General features: G+C 26.7%; 25 protein-coding genes. 18 read left to right on the plus strand and 7 right to left on the minus strand.

Features of this window, described 5'->3' with window-relative positions; all coding sequences use genetic code 11:
- Positions 1–55: 55 nt before the first annotated feature.
- Together AXF11_RS00175 and AXF11_RS00180 are read right to left on the minus strand one after the other, a co-directional pair.
- Complete coding sequence (locus AXF11_RS00175) at positions 56–937, minus strand: hypothetical protein (RefSeq protein WP_068153951.1); 882 nt, start codon at positions 935–937, stop codon at positions 56–58.
- Between the two features lie 19 nt (positions 938–956).
- Entirely contained in the window at positions 957–1712 is a 756-nt protein-coding gene (locus AXF11_RS00180) for a tRNA threonylcarbamoyladenosine dehydratase (protein WP_068153952.1), read from the minus strand.
- A gap of 491 nt (positions 1713–2203) precedes the next feature.
- Between AXF11_RS00180 and infC the strand changes: the two genes are divergently transcribed.
- The 5 genes from infC to rsmA all read left to right on the plus strand — a co-directional run bounded on the left by infC (position 2204) and on the right by rsmA (position 4848).
- Positions 2204–2695 carry a translation initiation factor IF-3 gene (gene infC / locus AXF11_RS00185; protein ID WP_068153953.1) on the plus strand — a complete coding sequence of 164 codons (492 nt, stop codon included), beginning with the start codon at positions 2204–2206 and terminating at the stop codon, positions 2693–2695.
- A gap of 44 nt (positions 2696–2739) precedes the next feature.
- The gene (gene rpmI / locus AXF11_RS00190; protein WP_068153954.1) at positions 2740–2946 is read left to right on the plus strand and encodes a 50S ribosomal protein L35; all 207 of its coding nucleotides are present in this window, start codon (positions 2740–2742) and stop codon (positions 2944–2946) included.
- A gap of 55 nt (positions 2947–3001) precedes the next feature.
- A complete protein-coding gene (rplT, locus tag AXF11_RS00195; protein ID WP_068153955.1) occupies positions 3002–3346 on the plus strand; it encodes a 50S ribosomal protein L20 in 345 nt (114 codons plus the stop codon).
- A 104-nt stretch (positions 3347–3450) separates the two neighbouring features.
- Positions 3451–4005, plus strand: a complete 555-nt coding sequence (gene hpt / locus AXF11_RS00200) for a hypoxanthine phosphoribosyltransferase (RefSeq protein WP_068153956.1) — start codon at positions 3451–3453, stop codon at positions 4003–4005.
- Between the two features lie 15 nt (positions 4006–4020).
- Positions 4021–4848, plus strand: coding sequence for a 16S rRNA (adenine(1518)-N(6)/adenine(1519)-N(6))-dimethyltransferase RsmA (rsmA, locus tag AXF11_RS00205; RefSeq protein ID WP_082729351.1), 828 nt, complete (start codon positions 4021–4023; stop codon positions 4846–4848).
- A gap of 16 nt (positions 4849–4864) precedes the next feature.
- Here rsmA and AXF11_RS00210 read toward each other — a convergent pair whose 3' ends face one another.
- The 5 genes from AXF11_RS00210 to AXF11_RS00230 form a co-directional block, all read right to left on the minus strand.
- On the minus strand, positions 4865–5107 hold the full coding sequence (locus tag AXF11_RS00210; protein WP_068153957.1) for a DUF4911 domain-containing protein: 243 nt from the start codon (positions 5105–5107) through the stop codon (positions 4865–4867).
- A 53-nt stretch (positions 5108–5160) separates the two neighbouring features.
- Positions 5161–6057, minus strand: coding sequence for a tRNA 2-thiocytidine biosynthesis TtcA family protein (locus AXF11_RS00215; RefSeq protein ID WP_068153958.1), 897 nt, complete (start codon positions 6055–6057; stop codon positions 5161–5163).
- A 27-nt stretch (positions 6058–6084) separates the two neighbouring features.
- Entirely contained in the window at positions 6085–6435 is a 351-nt protein-coding gene (locus AXF11_RS00220; protein WP_068153959.1) for a pheromone cAD1 o protein, read from the minus strand.
- A gap of 106 nt (positions 6436–6541) precedes the next feature.
- Positions 6542–7453 carry a toxin-antitoxin system YwqK family antitoxin gene (locus tag AXF11_RS00225; RefSeq protein ID WP_068153960.1) on the minus strand — a complete coding sequence of 304 codons (912 nt, stop codon included), beginning with the start codon at positions 7451–7453 and terminating at the stop codon, positions 6542–6544.
- 85 nt (positions 7454–7538) lie between these two features.
- Positions 7539–8297, minus strand: coding sequence for a hypothetical protein (locus AXF11_RS00230; protein WP_068153961.1), 759 nt, complete (start codon positions 8295–8297; stop codon positions 7539–7541).
- 341 nt (positions 8298–8638) lie between these two features.
- Between AXF11_RS00230 and AXF11_RS00235 the strand changes: the two genes are divergently transcribed.
- The 13 genes from AXF11_RS00235 to AXF11_RS00295 all read left to right on the plus strand — a co-directional run bounded on the left by AXF11_RS00235 (position 8639) and on the right by AXF11_RS00295 (position 21990).
- Positions 8639–9562, plus strand: coding sequence for a cell division protein FtsZ (locus AXF11_RS00235; RefSeq protein WP_068153962.1), 924 nt, complete (start codon positions 8639–8641; stop codon positions 9560–9562).
- 93 nt (positions 9563–9655) lie between these two features.
- Positions 9656–10813, plus strand: coding sequence for an ATP phosphoribosyltransferase regulatory subunit (locus AXF11_RS00240; RefSeq protein WP_231724715.1), 1158 nt, complete (start codon positions 9656–9658; stop codon positions 10811–10813).
- Positions 10814–10848: 35 nt separating this feature from the next.
- On the plus strand, positions 10849–11472 hold the full coding sequence (gene hisG, locus AXF11_RS00245) for an ATP phosphoribosyltransferase (RefSeq protein ID WP_068153963.1): 624 nt from the start codon (positions 10849–10851) through the stop codon (positions 11470–11472).
- A gap of 120 nt (positions 11473–11592) precedes the next feature.
- Positions 11593–12873 carry a histidinol dehydrogenase gene (gene hisD / locus AXF11_RS00250; RefSeq protein ID WP_068153964.1) on the plus strand — a complete coding sequence of 427 codons (1281 nt, stop codon included), beginning with the start codon at positions 11593–11595 and terminating at the stop codon, positions 12871–12873.
- 156 nt (positions 12874–13029) lie between these two features.
- Entirely contained in the window at positions 13030–13758 is a 729-nt protein-coding gene (locus AXF11_RS00255) for a hypothetical protein (RefSeq protein WP_068153965.1), read from the plus strand.
- A gap of 64 nt (positions 13759–13822) precedes the next feature.
- Positions 13823–14896, plus strand: coding sequence for a histidinol-phosphate transaminase (gene hisC / locus AXF11_RS00260; RefSeq protein WP_068153966.1), 1074 nt, complete (start codon positions 13823–13825; stop codon positions 14894–14896).
- A 325-nt stretch (positions 14897–15221) separates the two neighbouring features.
- Complete coding sequence (locus AXF11_RS00265; RefSeq protein WP_068153967.1) at positions 15222–15431, plus strand: hypothetical protein; 210 nt, start codon at positions 15222–15224, stop codon at positions 15429–15431.
- A gap of 823 nt (positions 15432–16254) precedes the next feature.
- Complete coding sequence (locus AXF11_RS00270; protein WP_068158076.1) at positions 16255–16929, plus strand: DNA alkylation repair protein; 675 nt, start codon at positions 16255–16257, stop codon at positions 16927–16929.
- Entirely contained in the window at positions 16926–17516 is a 591-nt protein-coding gene (gene hisB / locus AXF11_RS00275; RefSeq protein WP_068153968.1) for an imidazoleglycerol-phosphate dehydratase HisB, read from the plus strand. The genes AXF11_RS00270 and hisB overlap by 4 nt, the downstream gene beginning before the upstream one ends.
- Before the next feature lie 238 nt (positions 17517–17754).
- The gene (locus AXF11_RS00280) at positions 17755–18420 is read left to right on the plus strand and encodes a hypothetical protein (protein ID WP_068153969.1); all 666 of its coding nucleotides are present in this window, start codon (positions 17755–17757) and stop codon (positions 18418–18420) included.
- Positions 18421–18819: 399 nt separating this feature from the next.
- Positions 18820–19104 (plus strand): hypothetical protein, encoded by a 285-nt coding sequence (locus AXF11_RS00285; RefSeq protein ID WP_068153970.1) that lies wholly within the window; start codon positions 18820–18822, stop codon positions 19102–19104.
- 105 nt (positions 19105–19209) lie between these two features.
- Positions 19210–19629, plus strand: a complete 420-nt coding sequence (locus AXF11_RS00290; protein ID WP_156440349.1) for a hypothetical protein — start codon at positions 19210–19212, stop codon at positions 19627–19629.
- Positions 19630–19671: 42 nt separating this feature from the next.
- Positions 19672–21990 (plus strand): phospholipase D-like domain-containing protein, encoded by a 2319-nt coding sequence (locus AXF11_RS00295; RefSeq protein WP_068153972.1) that lies wholly within the window; start codon positions 19672–19674, stop codon positions 21988–21990.
- Positions 21991–22134 lie beyond the last annotated feature (144 nt).

The raw sequence follows: 22134 nt of genomic DNA on the forward strand, positions 1-22134 counted from the left end.
ATTCTGTCTAATAAAAAATATGCACTTGATAAATTTAAAAGTGCATATTTAGAGTTTAAGATTTTAACATTTTTTCAAAAATAATAGATTTTGTCAGTTTATATAATAAAATCATTAAAAGTACAGGAAAAATAATAGTTGTGAGTAAAATTATTCCTATTATGATCGGTGTATTTTCCATTATGCTTTGCGAAATATTGTTAATTTCTTTTGAAAAATTGTCAATTTTTTGTTTGGCGCTATCTATTTGACCAGGAATGTTAAAAATACTTTTGCTTTGATCTAAAGAAAGCATACCGTCTTTTACATTATTTAGTTTTTCCAGATTTTGGTTTAGTTGAGCAATTGCTGGAGTCTTGTATTCTGTTTCAAAATAATTCGAAATCAGAGAATTTACAAAAATTGTCCCGGGAATAACAATATAGATGTAAATCAAAATAAAAAAAGAATATTTTGAAATCTTTTTTAATATTTCAGTAAAACTATTTTTGAAAAAAGTATATGGTAAAAAAGAAATCAGTGAAGTAAATATAAGTATTGTAGCCAATTTTACACGAAAAATTTCGTGATAAATATTTTGAATTTTTAAAATTACAACACTTGCTAGTGAAACTTTCCAAATGATATTTATTAAATCGTAAACAGGCTGAATTATATCTCCAACTTCAATTTGCATTCCTAAAATCATATTTACATTGACAGTACTCCCTTCGATGACATCAGCCGCACCTTTTAAAAGTGAAAGTGTCAAAAATAGCTTTTGTGATTCTTTATAGGTTTTTTCCAGATATGGTCGAGTCAAATTTTTAAAAAAATCAAAAATTGTATGCTCAAAAATTTTATCCATTAACCCAAAAATACATAAAAGCAGTCCTAAAACAATTAAACTTATTATAATTAAATCTTTCTTACTAAAATTTTTTTTATTTATTTCCAATTTAACATCACCTCAATAATTATTTTATTTCTAAAAGTTTTCTTACAACATAAGATGCAAGAATAAGTCCAGCGGTTCCTGGCACGAATGCATTACTTCCTGGAGTTGATTTTTTTGGCATTTCATTATTTTTTCTAAATTCTGTTGGCATTTCTTCTTTAAATAATTCGGATTTATCAGGAACAAGAGGCACCTCTTTAGAATAAACAACTGGCACATCTGTAATTCTTTTCTTTTTTAAAATACTTCTAATCGTTCTAGCCATTGGACAAACTGAAGTATTTTTTATTTTTGCTATTTCGATCATCTCTGGATGCATTTTATTTCCAAAGCCCATAGAAGATATAATTTTTATTTTGTTTTTTACACAAAATTCAATCAAATTTATTTTGCTCGTAATGACATCAATAGCATCGATGACAAAATCATATTTTTGATTTTCAAATATTTTTTTCACATTTTCGTAAGTGTAAATTAATTGTTTTATCAATTTCACTTCACATTCAGGATTTATGTCGTAAATTCTAGCTTTCATCACTTCCGTTTTAGATTTTCCAACTGTGCTGTGAAGTGAATGAAGCTGTCTATTTATATTAGATTCTGAAATTTCGTCAAAATCGACCATCGTAATATGACCGACTCCGCTCCTTGCAAGTGCTTCAACTGTGTAAGATCCAACTCCTCCAATTCCAAATATAATAACTTTTGAATTTTGTAATTTTTGAATATTATTTTTTCCAACTAACATCGCAAATCTTGAAAATGTTTGATTCATCTAACCACCTCCCTTTTTTTATTTTAAATTTTCTCTATTATATCACAAAATTTTAAAATGTAAAGATTTTAAAATAAAAATATGAAAGTTGCAAAATAAAAGAAAAGTTGTAAAATAAAAACAAAAAAAATTGTTGCAAAAATATAAAATGTATGATAAAATTACTATGTAATATTAAATTAGAAGTAGAAATGTTATTTCTCACCTTTCCATCATATGTTTGAAAACTACTTTTAGATGAGTTAGGTTATAGTTATTTTTTTAATGTTTATTTAAGTATCGTATTTTTTGATACGTGAATTTTAATAACTATTTTGAGCAAGATGTTTCTTATATCTTGTTTTTTATTTGATTAAATTCTAATTTTAAAAAATTTAATAAATTTATCTAGTAAATTTTAGAGTAATTTGAAATCAATTGCTAAATAAGTTTAATATAAAATTTAGGAGGTGTTCTTTATAAGAGGAACTAATAAATTTGATGAACCTAGAATGAACGAAAGAATTAGAGCAAAAGAAATAAGGGTAATTGGTGATGATGGAACGCAATTTGGAGTTTTATCTGTTCGTGAAGCTTTGGCGATTGCAGCAGAAAAAGAGCTGGATTTAGTTGAAATTTCACCAAATGCAACACCACCTGTCTGTAAAATTATGGATTATGGAAAATTTAAATATGAGAAAACGAAAAAAGACAAAGAAAATAAGAAAAAACAAAAAAATGTTGTCGTAAAAGAAATTAGAATAAAACCTCATATTGATGAACACGACAAAGCAACAAAAATTTCTCAAATTAAAAAATTCATAGAAAAAGAGCATAAAGTAAAAGTTAGCTTAAGACTTACAGGTAGGGAAAGATTACATGCAGATTCAGCAATTAAGGTGTTAGATGAATTTGCGAGCCATTTTGAAGAAAATGCAGTTGTTGAAAAAAAATATGGAAAAGAACAAGTGCAAAAATTTATTTTATTATCGCCAAAAAAATAATAAAATTAAAATTGAATAAAAGAGCAATTTAAGGAGGAAAAAAAATGCCAAAAATGAAAACACATAGAGGAACAAAAAAAAGAGTAAAAGTTACAGGAAGTGGAAAAATTTCCATAAAACATTCAGGAAAAAGTCATATTTTAACTAAAAAATCTCACAAAAGAAAAAAACGATTAGGACAAGATGCAATTGCTCCTAAAGGTGCAGAAAGAAAAATTAAAAAAGTTTTAGCTGGACAAGAAGGAAGATAATTAAAAAATAAAAGATTAGAAATAGGCTGAATTAAGAAATCAAGGAGGAAAAAAAATGCCAAGAGTAAAAACAGGAATAATTAGAAGAAAAAGACATAAAAAAGTTTTAAAAGAAGCAAAGGGTTATAGAGGAGCAATAAAATCAAATTATAGAAAAGCTAATGAAGCAGTTAAAAAAGCGATGGCTTATGCAACTGAACATAGAAAACAGAAAAAGAGAAAAATGCGTGAATTATGGATAATAAGAATTAATGCTGCTGCTAGACTAAATGGAGTTTCTTATTCTAGATTTATGAATGGACTAAAAAAAGCTGGTATCGAATTAGATAGAAAAGTCTTAGCTGACTTAGCGTTAAATAACCCTGCCGAATTTGCAAAATTGGTAGAAAAAGTTAAATAATTTAAATAAGGGGCAGAAAGTTGCTCCTTTTTCTATATTTAGAAATTGATAATGGAAAAAGTAAAATATTTTGAAATAAATAGAAATTAAGTTTAAGGAGAAAAATGAATAATAATTTGGAATTCGGAATAAAAAAGCAATTGATAACTAAAGAAGAAATTGTAAAACGGATAAAAGAATTAGGAGAAGAAATAACTAATGACTTTAAAAATGAAAATGAACCGCTAATAGTAATCGGACTGCTTAAAGGTTCAGTGGTTTTTATGGCTGATTTAATCAGAGAAATCAAGTTACCACTGGAAATTGATTTTATTGAAGCATCAAGTTACGGAGAAGGAACTCACACCACTAGAGAAGTTAAAATTTTAAAAGATTTGAGAAGTACGATAAGTGGGAAAAATGTGTTAGTTGTGGAAGATATAATTGATTCAGGTTTTACATTAAAGAAAATTTTGAAGATTTTAGGCAGCAGAAATCCTAAAAAAGTATCACTTTGTACACTTTTAAATAAACCTGAGAGAAGAGAAGTGGAAGTGACGGTTCAATATATTGGATTTGAAATTCCAAATGAATTTGTTGTTGGCTATGGATTAGATTTTAATGAAAAATATAGAAATCTTGAATATATAGGAATTGCAGAACCATCAGTTTTTGAATAATTTAAAGGAGAAATATTGAAAAAAATAAAAAAAGATCAAAATGAAAATTATAGTGCCAAAAAAAAATATGGACAAAATTTTTTGAATGATAATTCATTATTGGATAAAATTTTGAATATGGCGAATATTGATAAGAACACAGAAGTTTTGGAAATAGGTCCAGGATTAGGATTTTTGACGGAAAAGTTAATAGAAGGTTCTAAATTTTTGACTTCATTTGAGATAGATAGCGATTTGATTCCAATTTTAAATAAAAAATTTAGGAGATATGAAAATTTTAATTTGATTCATAAAGATTTTTTAAATGTGGACTTGTCCGAATCCCTAAAAGATAAAAAAGATGTAAAAGTGGTTGCAAATATTCCTTATTATATTACTTCGCCAATTATAAACAAATTAATTGAATACAGGGAAAGTATTTCTGAAATTTATTTGATGGTTCAAAAAGAAGTGGCAGAAAGAATTTCGTCCAAACCGCACAGTAAAAATATGAGTTTACTAACTCATGCAGTGCAATTTTATAGTGAAGCAGAATATTTATTCACAGTTCCAAAAGAAAAATTTAGTCCTGTTCCAAAAGTAGATTCAGCTTTTTTGAGAATAAAAATTTTGAAAGATAAAAGATATGAAAATCAGATTTCAGAAGAAAAATATTTTAAATATTTAAAGGAAGCATTTTCTAATAAAAGAAAAAGTATTTCAAATAACCTGATAAAATTGGGATTTTCGAAAGATTTCGTAAAAAGATGTTTAAAAGAAGCAGGAAAAACGGAATTAGCTAGAACAGAAGAATTTTCTGTGCAGGAGTTTATTGATTTTATTAGAATATTAAATAAAAAATAACAAAAAAGGCTTGGAATTATAATACTCCAAGCCATTCTCTTTTTTCAACAACTTTGATAAAAACATCATGCTCTTTTAATTTTACTAAAACTTTGTCCATATCATCTAAAAAAAATGAATTTGTAATTATTTTGATTAAACCGTTTTTATTGTCTAAAGTTCTGACATTCCCAATGCCATCGTATGCTTCCACAATTTTGTTAATAAAATCAATGTTTTCTTTTTTTGTTTGAATAATATATTCCCAACTTTTCAAAATTTATAAATCCTTTCTTTTTCCTTTTTAAAAAGTTTTTTATGAAAGTCAATTTTTTAATAATTTTCTAAATATGAATGTTTACCAGTAGAATCTTTCCAACCCAATATTTTTTCTAAATTAACATTTTGCATTGAATGAACGATTCTTTTTTTTATATCAGGGTTATCTTTTATTAATTGTGCAATTAATTCTTTTGTTTCACGGCGTTTACTTGATGTTTTTGAAGCTGCCACTGTGCAACCACAATTCATCGGAAGAATTCCATTATTTTTTACCCATTTTATAATTGATTTTTCTTCAACGTAAAATAGTGGACGAATTAATTCAATATCATAGTTGTCAGATTTTAATTTTGGTAACATTGTTTCAAATTTTCCCATATAAAACATACTCATTAAAGTAGTTTCAACGACATCATCAAAATGGTGTCCCAATGCAAGTTTGTTGCATCCTAATGAAACTGCTTTTGTGTAAAGGCTGCCTCTTCGCATTTTGGCGCACATATAACATGGATAGTCTTTTGCAATTCTTTCAGCAACTTCAAAAATATTGTCCTCATAAATTTCGCAAGGAATATTTAAGTGATTTAAGTTCTTTTTCAAATTTTTTAAATTTACTTCATTAAAACCAGGGTTCATTGAAATAAAAACAACTTCAAAATCTGTTTTACTGGCTCTTTTTAATTCTTGAAATAATTTTGAAAGTAAAAGACTGTCTTTTCCACCAGAAATTGCAACTGCGATTTTATCTCCATCTTTTACCATTTCATATTCTTTTAATGCGTGAATAAATGGTGACCACAGTTCTGAGCGATACTTTTTTTGAATGCTTTTTTCAATAATTTCAAGTGGCTGGAGAGGAACAATTGGCAAAACTGTTTTGCAAACTGCACTTCCGAGTTTTGTACTTGCAACGGAGCCATTTTCATTTTTTAAGTTTTTTAAATCCATTAAATAAAACTCCTTGCTTTAAATTTATTATTTTTCAAATTCACCTGTTTGACCATTATTTGCTTTTTGTATTAAAAAATTTACAAGTTCTTTAAACTTTGAGTCGCTAATATCTTTAGTATTTTGTGTGTTTATAAACTTTCTTGAAATAGCGAGCGACTGATCTCTAAATGACGGATTATCTATTGAGTATAATTTTCCTTGTGAATTTTTTTTGTCGTACTGAACACCAATGACTTTATTTTTTTTAACTATTAATTTTACAAATGTCGTGTAATTTCCATCATATTTCTTTTTAACTGAATATGTTCCATCTTTTAGTTCTGAAAAAGTTAAGATGCTTGTAAAAAGCAAAATAAAAACTATTAATTTTTTCATTTAAAAGACCTCCTTTAAAATATAAAAATAATTTTTAATTATTCTTAAATATATTATAACATATTTTAAAAAGAAAGGCAAAACTTTTTTATTTTTTTAAAATTTTTTAATAAAATCCTTGAGTATCAGTTACGTAACCTTGGTTGTTATAGAAACTCCAGTTTCCATAAGGTTTATAGTTTCTTAATGTACCTTTTGCTTTTACTTTTCCGTTGCTGTGATATTGGACAAAATTTCCGCTTCCATTAGATAATTTTATTTCTCTCTCTACTGAGCCGTTTCTGTTGTAACCAACAACTTGATAGACCATCCCGTTGTTGTAACTTTCAATTAGTCTTTTTGAACCATTTTCATAGTTCCAAGTCCATTGACCGTTTCGTAAATTGGAAGCATAACTTCCTGTCATACGGACAGTCCCGTTTGAATAATATGAAGTGACAGGTCCGTTCAATCTTCCGTATTGATAGTTACTTTCAGAAATTATAACACCGTTTGAAACTTTTATTTCTTTTCCATTTTTTGAATTATTTATGTATTCAACTGAACCTGCGGGTCTTCCAAACTCGTCAAAATCGTAAGCCATACCATTTAGAGAACCATTTTTGTAAGTTCTTATTGTTTTTGAGTATCCATTTCCATAAAATTCGATTTCTTCACCATTTTTATTGCCGTTCGTATAATTTGTAACTTTTAATAAATTTCCGTTATCAAAGTATAAGTACATTGCACCGTCTAAAATTCCATTTTTATAAGGTCTGATGGCTTTAATTGCTCCAATTTCATTGTATTCAATGTAATTTCCTGTAAAAGGTTGACCTGTTTCTCTTATTGTAGCGGTGTTGTCAGAAACATTTATATTTGAAATTGTTCCATAATATGAAGACATCGCTCTTGAAGATTGGCTTGTATACTCACTAGTCCTTTTAGCTCTGATATTTGTGCTGTAGGCGGCAAATGAAAAACTGCCTACTACTAAAAATGAAAGCAAAATTAATATTGATTTTTTAAACTTTAGCATTTCGTTCCTCCTTCTATTCTGTAGTATATTATAACAAAAAAAAGTTATAATTAACTTAGATTTTTAAAAACAAAATCAGTAAAAACTAAGAAATAGATTTTTCTTCTTCGATATTTTTTAAATCCATATAAAGAACATTTAGAAAAATCAACGTCGTTAAATCAATCAAAATTAAATTGAAGATACTTGAAAAAAAAGTTAAAATAATTCTAAAGATTAATCCTAATGTCTGAATATTTGCTGTCAGTCCATAAATAAAGCTAATTGGTAAAAGTATAAAAGAAAAAAATACAAGAAAGATAATAGATGGAAGTAATATTCTAAGACGATTTCCTTTACACAAATGGAAATTATACTTTAAAGTCTGGATAAAATTTAAATCTCTTAAAAAAACTAAATGTATAAAAAATAAAGAGTTAAATATAAAAAATAAAGCAAGAACGATTCCTAGTAATTGAATTTTTGTTAGAATAATAATAAAATCTAGTAAAAAGGTAATACCTATTAACCAGATAAAAAAGAATAAAAATCTTTTTAGCGTTTTAAAAAAAGAAATTTTTTTCCCATTAGCTTCAATAAGATTGCCAATTTTTTGAATACCAATCGAATTTATAAATATTTGTAGAAGAAATATAAACATAATTATAAAATCATTAATTTCTAACTGCATATACTTCATACAAGGTAAAATAAATTGTAAAATTAAATAAGAAACAAAAAAGAATAGCACAAATTTTTTCTCTTCTTTTAAAAAATATTTAAAAATATCAAAAGAGTCGTTAAAATATTCGCTTATTTTTAAATATCCCTTGTCTAATTTATTTTTTAAATTTTCAAAATTCATTTTAATTGTCTCCTTTCGTGTTTAAATTTTTAAAATATTATACCATATTTTTATAGATAATTTCTAGTGTTTAAGTTAGATTAGATAGTGTAAAAATTTTAGGGGTAGATTTTCAATTATTAGGACTATTTATTTTTAGTTAAAAAACTAATATTATTTTATACATAATATTATCGGACGTTATTTATTATATAAAAAAAAATTACAAACTTCAAAACAAGAACTACATAAATTTTATTTTATTAAGTAAAAAACAATAGACAAATAGTATATATTTTTGATAAAATGTAACAGTAGAAAAAATAAAAAAAATTTAATCAACACAAGGAAAGGAGGGTAAAATGAATAAGGATATTATGAAAACCAAAATCATTGGAATTGGCGGAATGGGAATAAATTTTGTTAATTATATGATAAAAGAAAAAATTAAAAAAGTTGAATATATAACGATCGACACCAATTTTAAAAATTCTGAATCAAGTTTAGCTAATCAAAAAATTTTTTTGGATACGAAAATTATCAATTGTACAAGAGAGCAGGCGGAAAGAATAGCATTTCAATGTTATGATCAATTTTATAACCTTTTGAAAGGAACAAAAATTTTATTTTTAATTTCAGGGGTTGGTGGAGCGACTGGAAGTGGGATTACACCTGTTATTTTGGAAGTGGCTAAAAAGCTTCAAATATTTACGATAACAATTGTGGCAAGACCATTTTTTCTAGAAGGCTTTGATGTGATGAAAACTGCTAATAATGGAATGAAAAAAATAGACAGTCTGACGGATAGTTTGATTATTATTCCAAATGAAAAACTGTATAATTATGTTGATAAAAAGGAGCCTTTAAACTCAGCTTATTGGCAAGCTAACATGCTTATAAAGGAGGGAATTGAAAGCATTGTGAGTATATTAACAGAAGTGGGTCTTATGAATATTGATTTACTTGATGTAAGGGCGGTGCTTGATGGCTCGCGAGATACGATTATTCGTGTGGGAGAGGGTTTTGGAGAAACAGCAGTAAAAAGTATTTTGTCGCAAATAGAGAAAAAAAATTTATTTGAAGGACAGATTCAAGATGCGAAAAGGGTTTTGATAAGTTTTATAACGGGAAATGAAGCACCTTTGTCAGATATACAAGAAATTATTCAGGGGGTAACTGATATTATAAAAGACAAAAATATTAAACTTATCTGGGGAATAATAATAAATCCTAGTTATGAATTTAATAAAAAAATAAAAACGGTTATAATTTCGAGTGAACAATAAAAGGAATAAATTTTTATGATAAAATAAATTTGTTTATTGTTTTTAATAAATCTTGAAAAATAAAAGGTTGTAGCATTGACAGGAAAGGAGTGTGTGATAGTAATTTATCATACTGGAAAAATGAAAAAATATATTAACAATATGAGCAAAAAAAATATAGTTTTATTGAATTTACGAAAATTATATGATTCTTATGGTTATAAGAAAATTTCTCTTCCAAGTTTTGAAGAATACGATTTGTATAATGAAAACAAAGACTTTATTTTAGGAAATATACTTACAATTATGAATCCAAGTGGAAATTTATTGGCACTTAGACCTGACATTACTCTTTCAGTTGCAAAAAAAATCTCAAAAGAAAAGACTCTAAAATATGATAAAGTTTATTATCAGGAAAATATTTACACGACTTCAAAATATATTGGATATAACGAAAAAGAACAGTTGGGAGTTGAACTTATCGGGAAAGAAACGTTGTTTTTGAATTTTGAAATTGTGAGCCTTGCACTAAAAAGTTTGGAAATTATGAGTAAAAAAAATATGCTTGTCCTGTCTCACGCTGGATTTATTTCTTCAATTTTTGAAAATTTGGAACTTGAGTATGAAATAAAGGAGAAAATCTTTGAGTATATTAACAATAAAAACGCTCATGATATAAAAGTAATTTTGGAAAACAATAAAAATATTTCAGATGAAATGAAAAATCTTATTTATGAATTGCCAAATTTATCAGGTAATATGGAAGAAATTGGGAAAAAATTATCCAAATATGAACTAAATCCTAAAATTGTGAAAATTTTAGCAGAACTAAAAAATTTGTATGATTTGATTATTAAATTTTATAACAATAAAAAAATTATTTTTGATTTTTCGATTATTAAAAATTTGAAATATTATAATGGGATTATTATGCAAGGGTTTATTGATAAAATTCCTAATGCTGTGCTAAGTGGTGGAAGATATGATAAATTGTTTGAAAAATTTGGAGTTGATACTGGAGCAATTGGATTTGCTATTGTCACTGATAATCTTAATGAATTTTATAAAAATGAAAATCAGAAAGACTTTGATATTTTGCTTTTGTATGATGAAAGTGATTTTGAAAAATTGGCTGAGATCGTCGATAAACTGGTAAAAGATGGCAACAGAGTGAGAACTCAAAGCATAATTTGTAAAGATTGTGATTTTGAGATTTTTAATTATGATAAAAAATATATTTTTGAGAATGGAGAATTGAAAATTGAAATATAAATTTTTGATGGAAATTTGATGGAAAGGTGTGAAATATGTTAAATATAGCACTTCCTAAAGGAAGACTTGGGAATAAAGTTTATGAATTATTTGAGAGTATTGGATATGACTGCGATGAAATAAAAAGCGACAACAGAAAATTAATTTTTGAAAATCCTGACAAAAAAATCAGATTTCTTTTGGTAAAGCCGTCAGATGTGGCGGTTTATGTGGAAAAGGGGAGCGCTGATATAGGGGTTGTCGGAAAGGACATTTTGCTGGAAGATAATCCAGATGTCTATGAACTTTTGGATTTGGGATTTGGAAAATGTAAATTTGGAATTGCTGGTCCTATTGATTTTAAAGAAAATTTTGACAGACCTCTGGTTGTTGCAACGAAATATTTTAATGTGTCGAAAAGGTATTTTGATTCAATTAATAGAGATGTGGAATTGATTAAATTAAATGGTTCAATTGAAATTGCGCCGATTTTGGAACTTTCTGATGTGATTGTCGACATTGTGGAAACTGGGACAACTTTGAGGGAGAATCATTTGAAAGTGTTGAATTTTATTGGAGATATAAGTGCGAGACTTATTGCGAATAAATCAAGTTACAGATTTAATCATGATAAAATAGAAAATATTGTGAAAAAAATAAAAGATAAAATAGATAAATAAAAAAGATTAAAAAATTTAATAATAATTTTAGAAAAAAAATAAAAAGTAATTGTAAGAAATTTTATTTAAAAAATTTTAAAAGAAATTTATAAAAAATGAATTTTTGATGGAGTGATAAAAATGATAAAGACGATTGAATATTCAGAAAATTTGAATTTTGAAAAAGAACTTGCTAGAAGCCAGTTTTCTTATGACGATGTAAATGAAACTGTGGAAAATATTTTAAAAGATGTAAAAAAACGAGGTGATAAGGCCCTTTTTGAATATACTAAAAAATTTGATAAAGTGGATCTAAAAACATTGGAAGTTTCTGAAAAAGAAATTCAAAAAGCGTTTGACACAATTGATAAAGAACTTTTGGAAGTTATTAAATATTCACATGATAATATTAAATTATTTCACGAAAGACAAGTTAGAAATAATCTTATTGTAAAAAAAGAAAATGGAATAAGTTTAGGTCAAATTATTAATCCGATTGAAAAAGTTGGACTTTATGTACCTGGAGGAACTGCCGCTTATCCATCAACTGTTTTGATGAATGCCGTTCCAGCAAAAATTGCAGGTTGCAAGGAAATTATAATGGTCACACCGCCAACTTCAGATGGAACAATTTTACCATCGCTTTTAGTTGCTGCGAAAATCGCTGGAGTTGACAGAATTTTTAAAGTTGGTGGAGCACAATCAATTGCTGCACTTAGTTATGGAACAGAAAGTATTCCAAAAGTATATAAAATTGTAGGACCTGGAAATATTTATGTTGCAATGGCTAAAAAGATGGTTTACGGAGAAGTTTCAATTGATATGATTGCAGGACCAAGTGAAGTTTTAATAATTGCCGATGATAGTGCAAATCCAGTTCATGTAGCAGCAGATTTACTTTCTCAAGCGGAGCACGACAAATTAGCAGCTAGTATTTTAGTTACAACTTCAAAGGAACTTGCTAAAAATGTTGCAGAACAATTGGAAATTCAATTAAAAGAGTTGGAGAGAGAAGAAATTGCAAGAACTTCGATTGAAAATCAAGGTAGAATTATTATTACAGAAACAATTGATGAAGCGATAAAAATAAGTAACGAAATTGCTCCAGAACATTTAGAACTAGCGGTATCTAATCCTTTTGAACTTTTGACAAGAGTAAAAAATGCGGGTTCAATATTTATGGGACATAACACGCCTGAGCCACTGGGAGATTATTTAGCAGGACCTAATCACACACTTCCGACAAGTGGAACAGCTAAATTCTCGTCACCATTATCAGTTGATGACTTTATAAAAAAATCTTCATTTATTTATTATTCAAAAGAAGGTCTTGAAGAAGTGAAAGATAAAGTTATAAAATTTGCTGAAAGTGAAGGTCTTACAGCTCATGCTCGTTCAGTTTCGAAAAGATTTGAGAAATAAAATTAATTATAAAAAATAAATAATTATATAATTTATTATCTAAATTTAATTTAAATAAAAATGTTAGTGATAATTGATAATTTAAAAATAAATTAGATTAAATTATATTGAATTAGATTGTATTAGATTAGAGATTAGAAAGGAAAAATTTGAAAAATGAAAAAAATATTTTTGGGACTGTTTATTTTAGGAACACTTGGAATGGCTCAGCAAAACTATGAAGTTTATGTGAAAAATGGGGTTAAAATTTCTCAAAGTGAAGCGGATAGAGATAGTAAAGAGATTGATAAAATCATTAATGATAAGATTATTTCAAGATATAACAACGAAGGAAAAAAGGTTTTAATGGAAAAGTCAAAAAAGCTTTATGATGAATATATGGATGGTTTAATGGATAACATGGTAAAAAACGCTCCAAAAAATCAACAACAGTCATTTAAAGAATTTTTAAGAAGACTTAGTGAAATTATGAAACAAAATGTTTTTGGTGAACTTGATAAAATGGATATTTCTATCAAGGAAATTTCATTTTTGAGTAAAAATAAAGCTAAAATTAGCATATTGGCTAAATATAAAGACATGGATGATCTTGACTCTGACAAAATTATTGATGAAGCATTTAAAAAATCTGGAATTACAGATAAAGATACTGAACATTTTGAAAAAATTAGTAAAGTAAAACTTGATAAATTTTATAAATATTTTGAAGATAGAGTAAAAGAAGAAATAAAAAAAATTGATTATAATGAAGATACTACAGAAATAGAAATTGAAAAAGTTGATGGAAAATGGCAAGTAAATTTTGATTATAATGATTTGATAAATGAGACATTAAAAAATTTGGAAGATAGTTTTGAAAGTATGAAAAATGACATTGACGATTAATAAGGAAATTTATCTGAAATAATAGATAAAGTAAAGAAAAAAATAAAGAGGGAGAAATTGTAAAATGAGCAAATTTTGGAATGATAAAATAAAGGAAATAGAGCCTTATGTTCCTGGAGAGCAGCCGAAAGACAAGAAATATATTAAACTTAATACGAATGAAAATCCTTATTCGCCGTCAGAAAAAGTTATAGAAAAAATAAAATCTATGAATTTAAAAGATTTGAAACTTTATCCAGATCCAGATGTTTCAGAACTAAGAAAAGTGATTGCTGAATATTTTTCGCAAAAAATTGCTGAAAAATTTACAAAAGAGCAGATTTTTGTAGGAAATGGCTCAGATGAAGTGTTAGCACTTGTTTTTATGACATTTTTTAACAAAGGCGACAAAGTTTATTATCCTGATATAACTTACAGCTTTTACCCAGTTTATGCAGATTTATTTGATTTAAAAGAAGTAAAAATTCCGTTAAACGAAAATTTTGAAATTGAAATTGATAAATATTTTGGACTTGATGGGCATATAATTATTACAAATCCGAATGCACCGACTTCGATTGCATTGAAATTAAATGAAATAGAAAAAATAGTAAAAAATAATCCAGCTCAGTTGGTTGTTATTGATGAGGCTTATGTCGATTTTGGGGCAGAAAGTTCTGTTAAATTGGTGAATAAATATGACAATGTTCTTGTTGTGCAGACATTTTCAAAATCTCGTTCATTTGCAGGAATGCGTTTGGGATATGCAATTGGCTCAGAAAATATAATAGAAGGGCTTAACAGATTAAAATTTTCATTTAATTCGTATACAATTGATAGAATTTCGATTGAAGCTGGGATTGAATCATTTAAAGATGATGATTATTTTGTAAAAACTAATGCTAAAATTATTGAAATACGGGAAAAAACTGTAAAAAAATTGAAAGAATTGGGATTTAAAGTGTTAAATTCAAGTGCTAATTTTATATTTATTTCACATAAAAAAATTTTTGCAGGAGATTTGTATAAACAGCTAAAAGATAATGGAATTTTGGTTAGATATTTTGCAAAAGATAGGATTGATAACTATTTAAGGGTTACAATTGGAACAGATGAGGAAATGGAAATTTTTATTGACAAATTGAAAAAGTTATTATAGAAATAGAGTAGTATAAGACGGAATATTCAATAATGGTAAAAAATAATATTAACCATAATGATATTTTGTAACCAGAAAAAAATATTGAAACTAAAAATTTAGAGATAAATTTTTACACTAAAAAAAATTTTTTTAGATAAAAATAATAAAAAGTATACTGTATGTATAAAGCGACAAATGCAATATTTTTGCTACTTTGTTAGAGTATATAACTATTTCTAATATTTTAAAATTAATTAAATTTTATTATTTTTTAAAAAATTTTTAATGCAAAAAACAATTAATTATGATATAATTAAGAAAAAATGAAATAGGAGTGACTTATATGAAAAAAATAGCTTTAAAATCAATTTTAGTTTTAGGAGTCCTTAGTATGATGCAAGGATGTGCTAGTGTTAATTCAGATTCACATTTTTCTTTTAGAGCGAAAGGTTACAAAACAAAAGAAGAAATGGAAAAAAGTGGTCAAATGAATGACAATGTTACATGCGTAGTCGACTATGCAGGAGTAAGCTGGTGTAAAGAAGACAAGTAGTTTCATTGTATCAACAAACCTATTGAGTATTTTTTAAAGGAGATAATTTATTTCTCCTTTTTTATTTTGAATAAATTAACAAATATATTCAAATAAAATATTGAAACACAGTGCTTTTTATGATAACCTTTAAATTTAGATTGTTAAAAAAATTTGCCTATTTCTTAAAATATTTTAGTCATTTCTAGGTAATCGATGGTTTAAAAATTTTAGGGGCAGATTTTTTAATTTCAAATTTTTTAGGTTATTTTTGATTACAAGATGTTATTTTGTTTAATATTATTTTTTTATTTTTTTACATAAGGGGAAAGGACCGCCATTTCCCCTTATAATCCCCACGCTCGTCTAAGCATTTTTTTGAAGCAAAGCCGAAACTCGCACTAAACGTGCTCAAACAGTCGTCTTTACTCCAAAAAAATCACGACACCTTTTGTATAATAGTAAAATTTAAACCGTCGGAGCATTTTTATGTGCTGACAAAACTGTCTGAGCGTAAGCGAGTTTTTTGGCAGTACATAAAAATGTCGAAGACTAGCCGGGGTGCAGGGGTGCGGCGATGAGCACTTCTGCTTAAAAAAGAAAAAAAAATTTTAGTAACTTTCTGGATTGAATGAAAAACTTAAAATAAGATTTTTTATTTACCCCTAACTATTTTACTCTGTCCTAGGTAATCAAAAATCTTGAAAAAGAATAAAAAATAGATTATAATTATAATACTTACAGTTATAAGTCTAGAAAATATAATAAATTGAAAGAATAAAATTAAAAATTGAAAGGAAAGATTTTTGGAAGAATAAAAACTAAATTCAGAAAGGGAATTAAAATGGAAATACAAAAAGAGCTATTTTTATTACAAGATAAGGAATATGCAAAATTTTCAAATAAATTATCGCCTAATGTTGCACAGGATACAATTATTGGAGTGAGGATTCCTGAAATAAGAAAATTGGCTAAAAAGTTGATTAAAAATAATGAATATCAGGATTTTTTGAAAGAACTTCCACATAAATATTATGATGAAAATTTGTTACATGGAGCGATAATTTCAGATATTAAAAATTTTGATAACTGCATTGAGTTACTTGATATTTTTTTACCGTTCATAGACAATTGGGCAGTTTGTGATACAATTTCTCCAAAAATTTTTAAAAAGAATAAAGTAGAATTGATAAAAAAGATAAAAGAGTGGACTAATTCAGATAAAACATATATTTGCAGGTTTGGTATAGAAATGTTAATGACACATTTTTTAAATGAAGATTTTAAAAAAGAATATTTGGAAATGGTTGCTAATATTCATTCTAAAGAATATTATGTGAATATGGTAATCTCTTGGTTTTTTGCAACAGCGCTTGCAAAGCAATGGGATTCCACGGTAGTTTATTTGGAAAATGATAAATTAGATGTCTGGGTTCATAATAAGACGATACAAAAAGCTCGCGAAAGTTTTAGAATAACGAAAGAGCAAAAAGATTACCTGAAAGGATTAAAAAGATGAGAAAATCAAGAATTGAAAGAAATACATTTGAAACGAAAATAAAAATTGAATTGAATATTGATGGAACTGGGAAATATGAAAATAATACTGGTGTTGGTTTTTTAGATCATATGCTTGATTTATTTGCAAAACATGGAAGATTTGATTTGAAAGTACATTGCAACGGAGATACACAAGTGGATGATCATCACAGTACGGAAGATATTGGAATTGCACTTGGGAAATGTTTTTACGAGGCTTTAGGTAATCTAAAAGGGGTTAAAAGATATGGAAATTTTCTTTTGCCAATGGATGAGGCACTGACATTGATTGCAGTTGATTTGAGCGGAAGATATTTTTTGAATTTTGATGTGAATATTCCGACTGAAAAAGTTGGGACTTTTGATACAGAGTTGGTGGAAGAGTTTTTTATTGGATTTACACGGAATCTGAATGCAACACTACATATAAAGAATATGGCTGGAACAAATTCACACCATATTATTGAATCGATTTTTAAAGGAGTTGCCAGAGCTTTGGCAGATGCTGTGAGTATTGATGAAAAGTATAAAGATGAGATTCCGTCGACTAAAGGAGTATTAGTTTAATCAAATTTATTAACAGCTCAAAATAATTTTTTTTCTAGTCAAAATATTTTTTTGAGTGTCATGCGTAGCACTCAACTTTTTTTCTTTATAAATAAAATATAAAATAGAATCTGATTAGTTTGAATAGCTAAAAATCTTGAAAAAAATAAAAAAATAGATTATACTATTATAATTAAAGTCATTAAGAAAAGCAAAAAATCAAAAAATAAATAGATAGAAAGAAGAGGGAAGAGAAAAAATGAAAAAGATATTATTAGGATTATTTATTTTAGGAACATTGGGAATGGCACAAAACCATTATGAAGTTTACATAAAAAACGGAGTAAATATTTCACAAAATGAAGTTGATAACGCTAGCGATCAAATTAAAGGAATTGTTGATAAAATGATTAGTGACTTTGAAAATCATGACAAAAAAATTATGCTTGAAAAATTTAAAATTATGATATCAAGAGAAATGAAAAACGATGATGACTATAAAAAATTTAGTGCAAAAGATAAAGAATTTTACGATAGAATGAATAAAATTATAGCAGATGGAATGATAAATAGCTTAGATAAATCTGTTAAATATATTCCAAAATCTATTTCTTTTACAGGAAAAAATATAGCTAAAGTGGAAATAACAGAAATATCGCCTGATTTTGAAAACGAAAATAATGATAGTGATGAGAACTTTAATAATGCACTGGAAAAAGCGGGAGTTACAGATGAAGAAATGGAGAATTTAGAGCATATTAGTGATTTAAGTGATCAAAAAAAAGAGAGATTTTTTAAATATCTTAGAGATGAAATAAAAAAAGATTTGACGGAAACTACAGTAGAGAGTCGTATTCTTGAATTTAGAAAAGTAAATGGAAAATGGCAGACAAAAGATGAATTATATGAAATACCCCAAATTTAGACAACAATTAAATATTTAAAGCGATAAAGTAAAGATTGAATAACAGCAATATTTATAAATGACTAGAAGATAAACTTAAATAGGAGAAATTAAAATGGAAATACAAAAAGAACTATTTGCACTTCAAGATAAAGAATATATGAAATTTTTAAGTAAATTAACGCTAAACATATCAGAGGATACAATCTGAAGAGTATTATGTGAAAATGGTAGTTGCTTGGTTTTTTGCAACGGCACTTGCAAAATAGTGGGATTATACAGTAATTTATTTAGAAAATAACAGATTGGATGTTTTGGTGCATAATAAGACGATACAGAAGGCCCGAGAAAGTTTGAGGATTTTGGAAGACAAGAAGGGGTATTTGAAGAGGTTGAAAAGAAAGAAGGAGAATTAATTTAATGAAAATCACAAAAGTTATGTTTGTAGGATTGATTTCTTTGTTGTGTTCAATAAATTCATTTACAAATACAAATTCTGAAAATGATTTTAAAAAGTATGTACTAGAAAAATTAAAAGAAATAAAAAAAATTGATATTTATAACAATGATACGACTACTAAATATCACAATAGGAATGAAGAAAATTCAAAAAGGTCTGAATTAAAAAAATTTATAATTGATAATTTTCCTGAAAAAAGTAGCGAATTATTAGAAAAAAATAATGAAAGTTGGGATGCTGTTTGAAAAAATAATATTTCTTTTCTTGATGATTTAAAAAGAAAATATGGCTTTAATACGAATTTGTATGAATTTTATAGAGAAGAAGATAATAAGAAAATAAAAAAATTAATGGAGTTAGCTATAAAATTAAAAAACAAAAAAAGTTTATCTTTTGATCAATTGAGAAAGTCAAAAGAAGAATATGAAACGGAGAATAAAAAAATGAATGATAAGTATACTGAATTACATGATTTAATGGGAGATGAATATGTAGATTATGGTGGAACGATTGGTTATGGATGCTATCCTAGACATTATTATAGCAATTTAGAAAATTTTCAAGAAAAATGGTTAAAATTTAGAGAAGATGAAGCATTATTTTATTCTGAATTGACAAATAAAAAAGATGAGAAAATTTATTTTGGAAAACTTTTTGAAATAACAAAAAAACAGAACGAATACTTTCAGGATATTATAAATAGTATAAAAAAAGCGATAGATATAAAGAAGAAAAATATAAAAGACAAAATATTGAAATTTGGGAAATAACGAATACTAGTAAAAAAGATTATGCAAAAGAAAGGAGATAAAATGGAAAAAGAATTAAAATCTGAAACTTTATTTGAAAAAGAAAACGCAAATATTAAAAAGACTGAAAATTCAAAAGTTAAAAATACGCTTTTTACTATTTTAAATGGTGAAAGAGTTGATTTAGAAATTGAAGAGATTTTCGATAGTAACAGGTTTTATGAGATAAAGGCTGTTACGTTTTCGGCTGAGGAAAGTTTTTTGAATAAATATTTGACTCTATTTAAAAGTGTTGATTTGATCATCGGAATACAAGATACGGATGTTCAAGCTAGGGGATTAAAAGCACTAAAAAATGAGACTAAAAATTTGATTGAAAGTCAGAAGCGGATTATAAAAAAAGAGCAAATTAGATTTTTTGAAAATCTTTCAAGAGAAAATCAGGAAAATTTTATCAATGAAAGGTGGAAATTGAAAGTTCCAATAAATTCGACAATTCACAGTAAATTTTATCTTTTAAAAAATGACTTTGAAACAAGATTGATTTTAGGGTCAGCCAATTTATCATTTCAGGCTTTTTCAAACAGCAGAAATCAATTTGAAAATATTGTAATTTTTGATAATTCAGAATTATTTTTTCAATTTGAGAAATATTTTAGTGAAATTAACGCCACTTGTACAGATTTTATTACTTCGGCTTTGAAAAAGAAAGCACAAAATAAAATTGAAATTATGAAAGAAAATAACAGTAAAAATCAAGAAGAAACGTTTTCTGTGAGATTTACACAAGATGAAAGTGCTAAATTACAAATTGACATTTCAAAAGACGTTGTTAAAAAATTTAACGACGTTATTGTCAAGGAAGAGGACAGCATTGCTTTTCCAATAATTGAAGAAATAAAATCGATTGATGAAAAGCAGAAAATAATTGAAAGCGAAAAAAAAGAAGAGTTTGAGGTTGAGAAATTTGCTTATGAATTGTCGATTAATACGATTTCACGACAGGCTAAGAAAAAAGAGAGTATGATTGTAGCACCCGAAACATTTGCAAAAAAGATAAAACCTAAACTTGAAATTAAAATTGCACCGAAATTAAATCAAGCGACTCCTGAAAGAGAGTTGTTATTTTCAAAAGACACTGACCGTGGCTTTGGACGTTCAGGACTGTATATTGAAGAGAATGGAAGCACAAAACCTTTTGGGCAAAAAGCTGGAAAAGAAGAAATTCAAAATTCTATTGAAAGTATCGTAAGATTGATTGATAACTATAAAAAGTATGTAATTGACTACAATGATAATTATGGTTCAAGAATTATTGAGATTATTTTGTATACGTTTACTTCGCCCTTTATCCAAGATATTAGGTTTAAATTGGAATCCGATTCAGAAAAATTAGATGTTCCACAATTTTTGTTTATTGGAGGAACTGCTGGTTCAGGAAAAAGTAATTTATTACAAATTTTACAAAAAATGCTGGGACTTTCAAAATCAAAGCCTATTTTGTACAACAACATTATTCCGACAGGAAGAACGAAAAAAGCAGATACGATAACACAAATTCAATTGTGGATGAATGAAAATAACGTGGCTCCAATTTTGATTGACGAAATTGATGAGGAATTTTTTTCAAATAAAGACAGAGGAAATAACTTAATTGTAAATGTTTCAAATCTTTCTACTTCAAATTTTGATTTCACACCTTGTTTTATTGGTACGACAAATGCTTTGGAATATTCACTGCCACAACGGGCACAAAGAAGATCATATTATGTGAAAAATGATAAAGTTTTTGATACGGAGCTTAAGAAAAAATCTGTGAAAGCGTATACTGAAGTACTAGAAATTATTAATGACACTCTTTTTCAAGATTTCGTTATTCGATTTGCAGAAAAGTTGACAGATGATAATTTGAGCTGGAAAAATTATTCGCTACATTCTTCGACTGGATTGATAGATTTCCTTTATTGGTCACGTGAAATTTTTAAGGAGTATTTTAAAATCGCCGGAATTGAGTTGCCAGCGTGGTTTCCTGAAACTAGATATGATGATACTGTAGAAAATAATCAGTCTTTATGGAGAAAATTATATGAATATAATCGTCAAGATTTTAAAGTGCAAAAAGAAAAAGGTGTATATTTGTTTAGACTAAAAAGTTTGGATAGTGAAGAAAGCCAGAGTAACAGATTCGGGACAAAAATCCTTCCATCGACAAAATATTTGAATGCGTTATCGCAAAAATGTAAGAATGATAACAATTCTTCGGACATTATTGAGATAAAAATAAAAGAATTTCACAGATGGATAGAAGTGCCTATTCCAAAGGAACTAGAACCTAAAAAAACGATTTTTAATTTCTTTAAAAAAAATAAAAATGAAAAATAAATAGTGGCATAATAGCAATATATAAAAAAAGATAAAAGTTAGTTGATTTAATCTAATATTATTTAAAATAATTCAAGAAAAGCAATTTGAAACAAGTATTTACATATGTTATAATAAAACTATATAAAATTTTAAATTAAGACA

Source organism: Leptotrichia sp. oral taxon 847 (assembly GCF_001553645.1).
Classification (GTDB): Bacteria; Fusobacteriota; Fusobacteriia; order Fusobacteriales; family Leptotrichiaceae; genus Leptotrichia.

Coding starts and splice junctions, on each gene's coding strand:
- AXF11_RS00180 (WP_068153952.1), bottom strand. CDS start 1,712: ATGAATCAAACATTTTCAAGATTTGCGATGTTAGTTGGAAAAAATAAT.
- infC (WP_068153953.1), top strand. CDS start 2,204: ATGAACGAAAGAATTAGAGCAAAAGAAATAAGGGTAATTGGTGATGAT.
- rpmI (WP_068153954.1), top strand. CDS start 2,740: ATGCCAAAAATGAAAACACATAGAGGAACAAAAAAAAGAGTAAAAGTT.
- rplT (WP_068153955.1), top strand. CDS start 3,002: ATGCCAAGAGTAAAAACAGGAATAATTAGAAGAAAAAGACATAAAAAA.
- hpt (WP_068153956.1), top strand. CDS start 3,451: ATGAATAATAATTTGGAATTCGGAATAAAAAAGCAATTGATAACTAAA.
- AXF11_RS00215 (WP_068153958.1), bottom strand. CDS start 6,057: ATGGATTTAAAAAACTTAAAAAATGAAAATGGCTCCGTTGCAAGTACA.
- AXF11_RS00220 (WP_068153959.1), bottom strand. CDS start 6,435: ATGAAAAAATTAATAGTTTTTATTTTGCTTTTTACAAGCATCTTAACT.
- AXF11_RS00225 (WP_068153960.1), bottom strand. CDS start 7,453: ATGCTAAAGTTTAAAAAATCAATATTAATTTTGCTTTCATTTTTAGTA.
- AXF11_RS00230 (WP_068153961.1), bottom strand. CDS start 8,297: ATGAATTTTGAAAATTTAAAAAATAAATTAGACAAGGGATATTTAAAA.
- AXF11_RS00235 (WP_068153962.1), top strand. CDS start 8,639: ATGAATAAGGATATTATGAAAACCAAAATCATTGGAATTGGCGGAATG.
- hisG (WP_068153963.1), top strand. CDS start 10,849: ATGTTAAATATAGCACTTCCTAAAGGAAGACTTGGGAATAAAGTTTAT.
- hisD (WP_068153964.1), top strand. CDS start 11,593: ATGATAAAGACGATTGAATATTCAGAAAATTTGAATTTTGAAAAAGAA.
- AXF11_RS00255 (WP_068153965.1), top strand. CDS start 13,030: ATGAAAAAAATATTTTTGGGACTGTTTATTTTAGGAACACTTGGAATG.
- hisC (WP_068153966.1), top strand. CDS start 13,823: ATGAGCAAATTTTGGAATGATAAAATAAAGGAAATAGAGCCTTATGTT.
- AXF11_RS00265 (WP_068153967.1), top strand. CDS start 15,222: ATGAAAAAAATAGCTTTAAAATCAATTTTAGTTTTAGGAGTCCTTAGT.
- AXF11_RS00270 (WP_068158076.1), top strand. CDS start 16,255: ATGGAAATACAAAAAGAGCTATTTTTATTACAAGATAAGGAATATGCA.
- hisB (WP_068153968.1), top strand. CDS start 16,926: ATGAGAAAATCAAGAATTGAAAGAAATACATTTGAAACGAAAATAAAA.
- AXF11_RS00280 (WP_068153969.1), top strand. CDS start 17,755: ATGAAAAAGATATTATTAGGATTATTTATTTTAGGAACATTGGGAATG.
- AXF11_RS00285 (WP_068153970.1), top strand. CDS start 18,820: ATGAAAATCACAAAAGTTATGTTTGTAGGATTGATTTCTTTGTTGTGT.
- AXF11_RS00290 (WP_156440349.1), top strand. CDS start 19,210: ATGGAGTTAGCTATAAAATTAAAAAACAAAAAAAGTTTATCTTTTGAT.
- AXF11_RS00295 (WP_068153972.1), top strand. CDS start 19,672: ATGGAAAAAGAATTAAAATCTGAAACTTTATTTGAAAAAGAAAACGCA.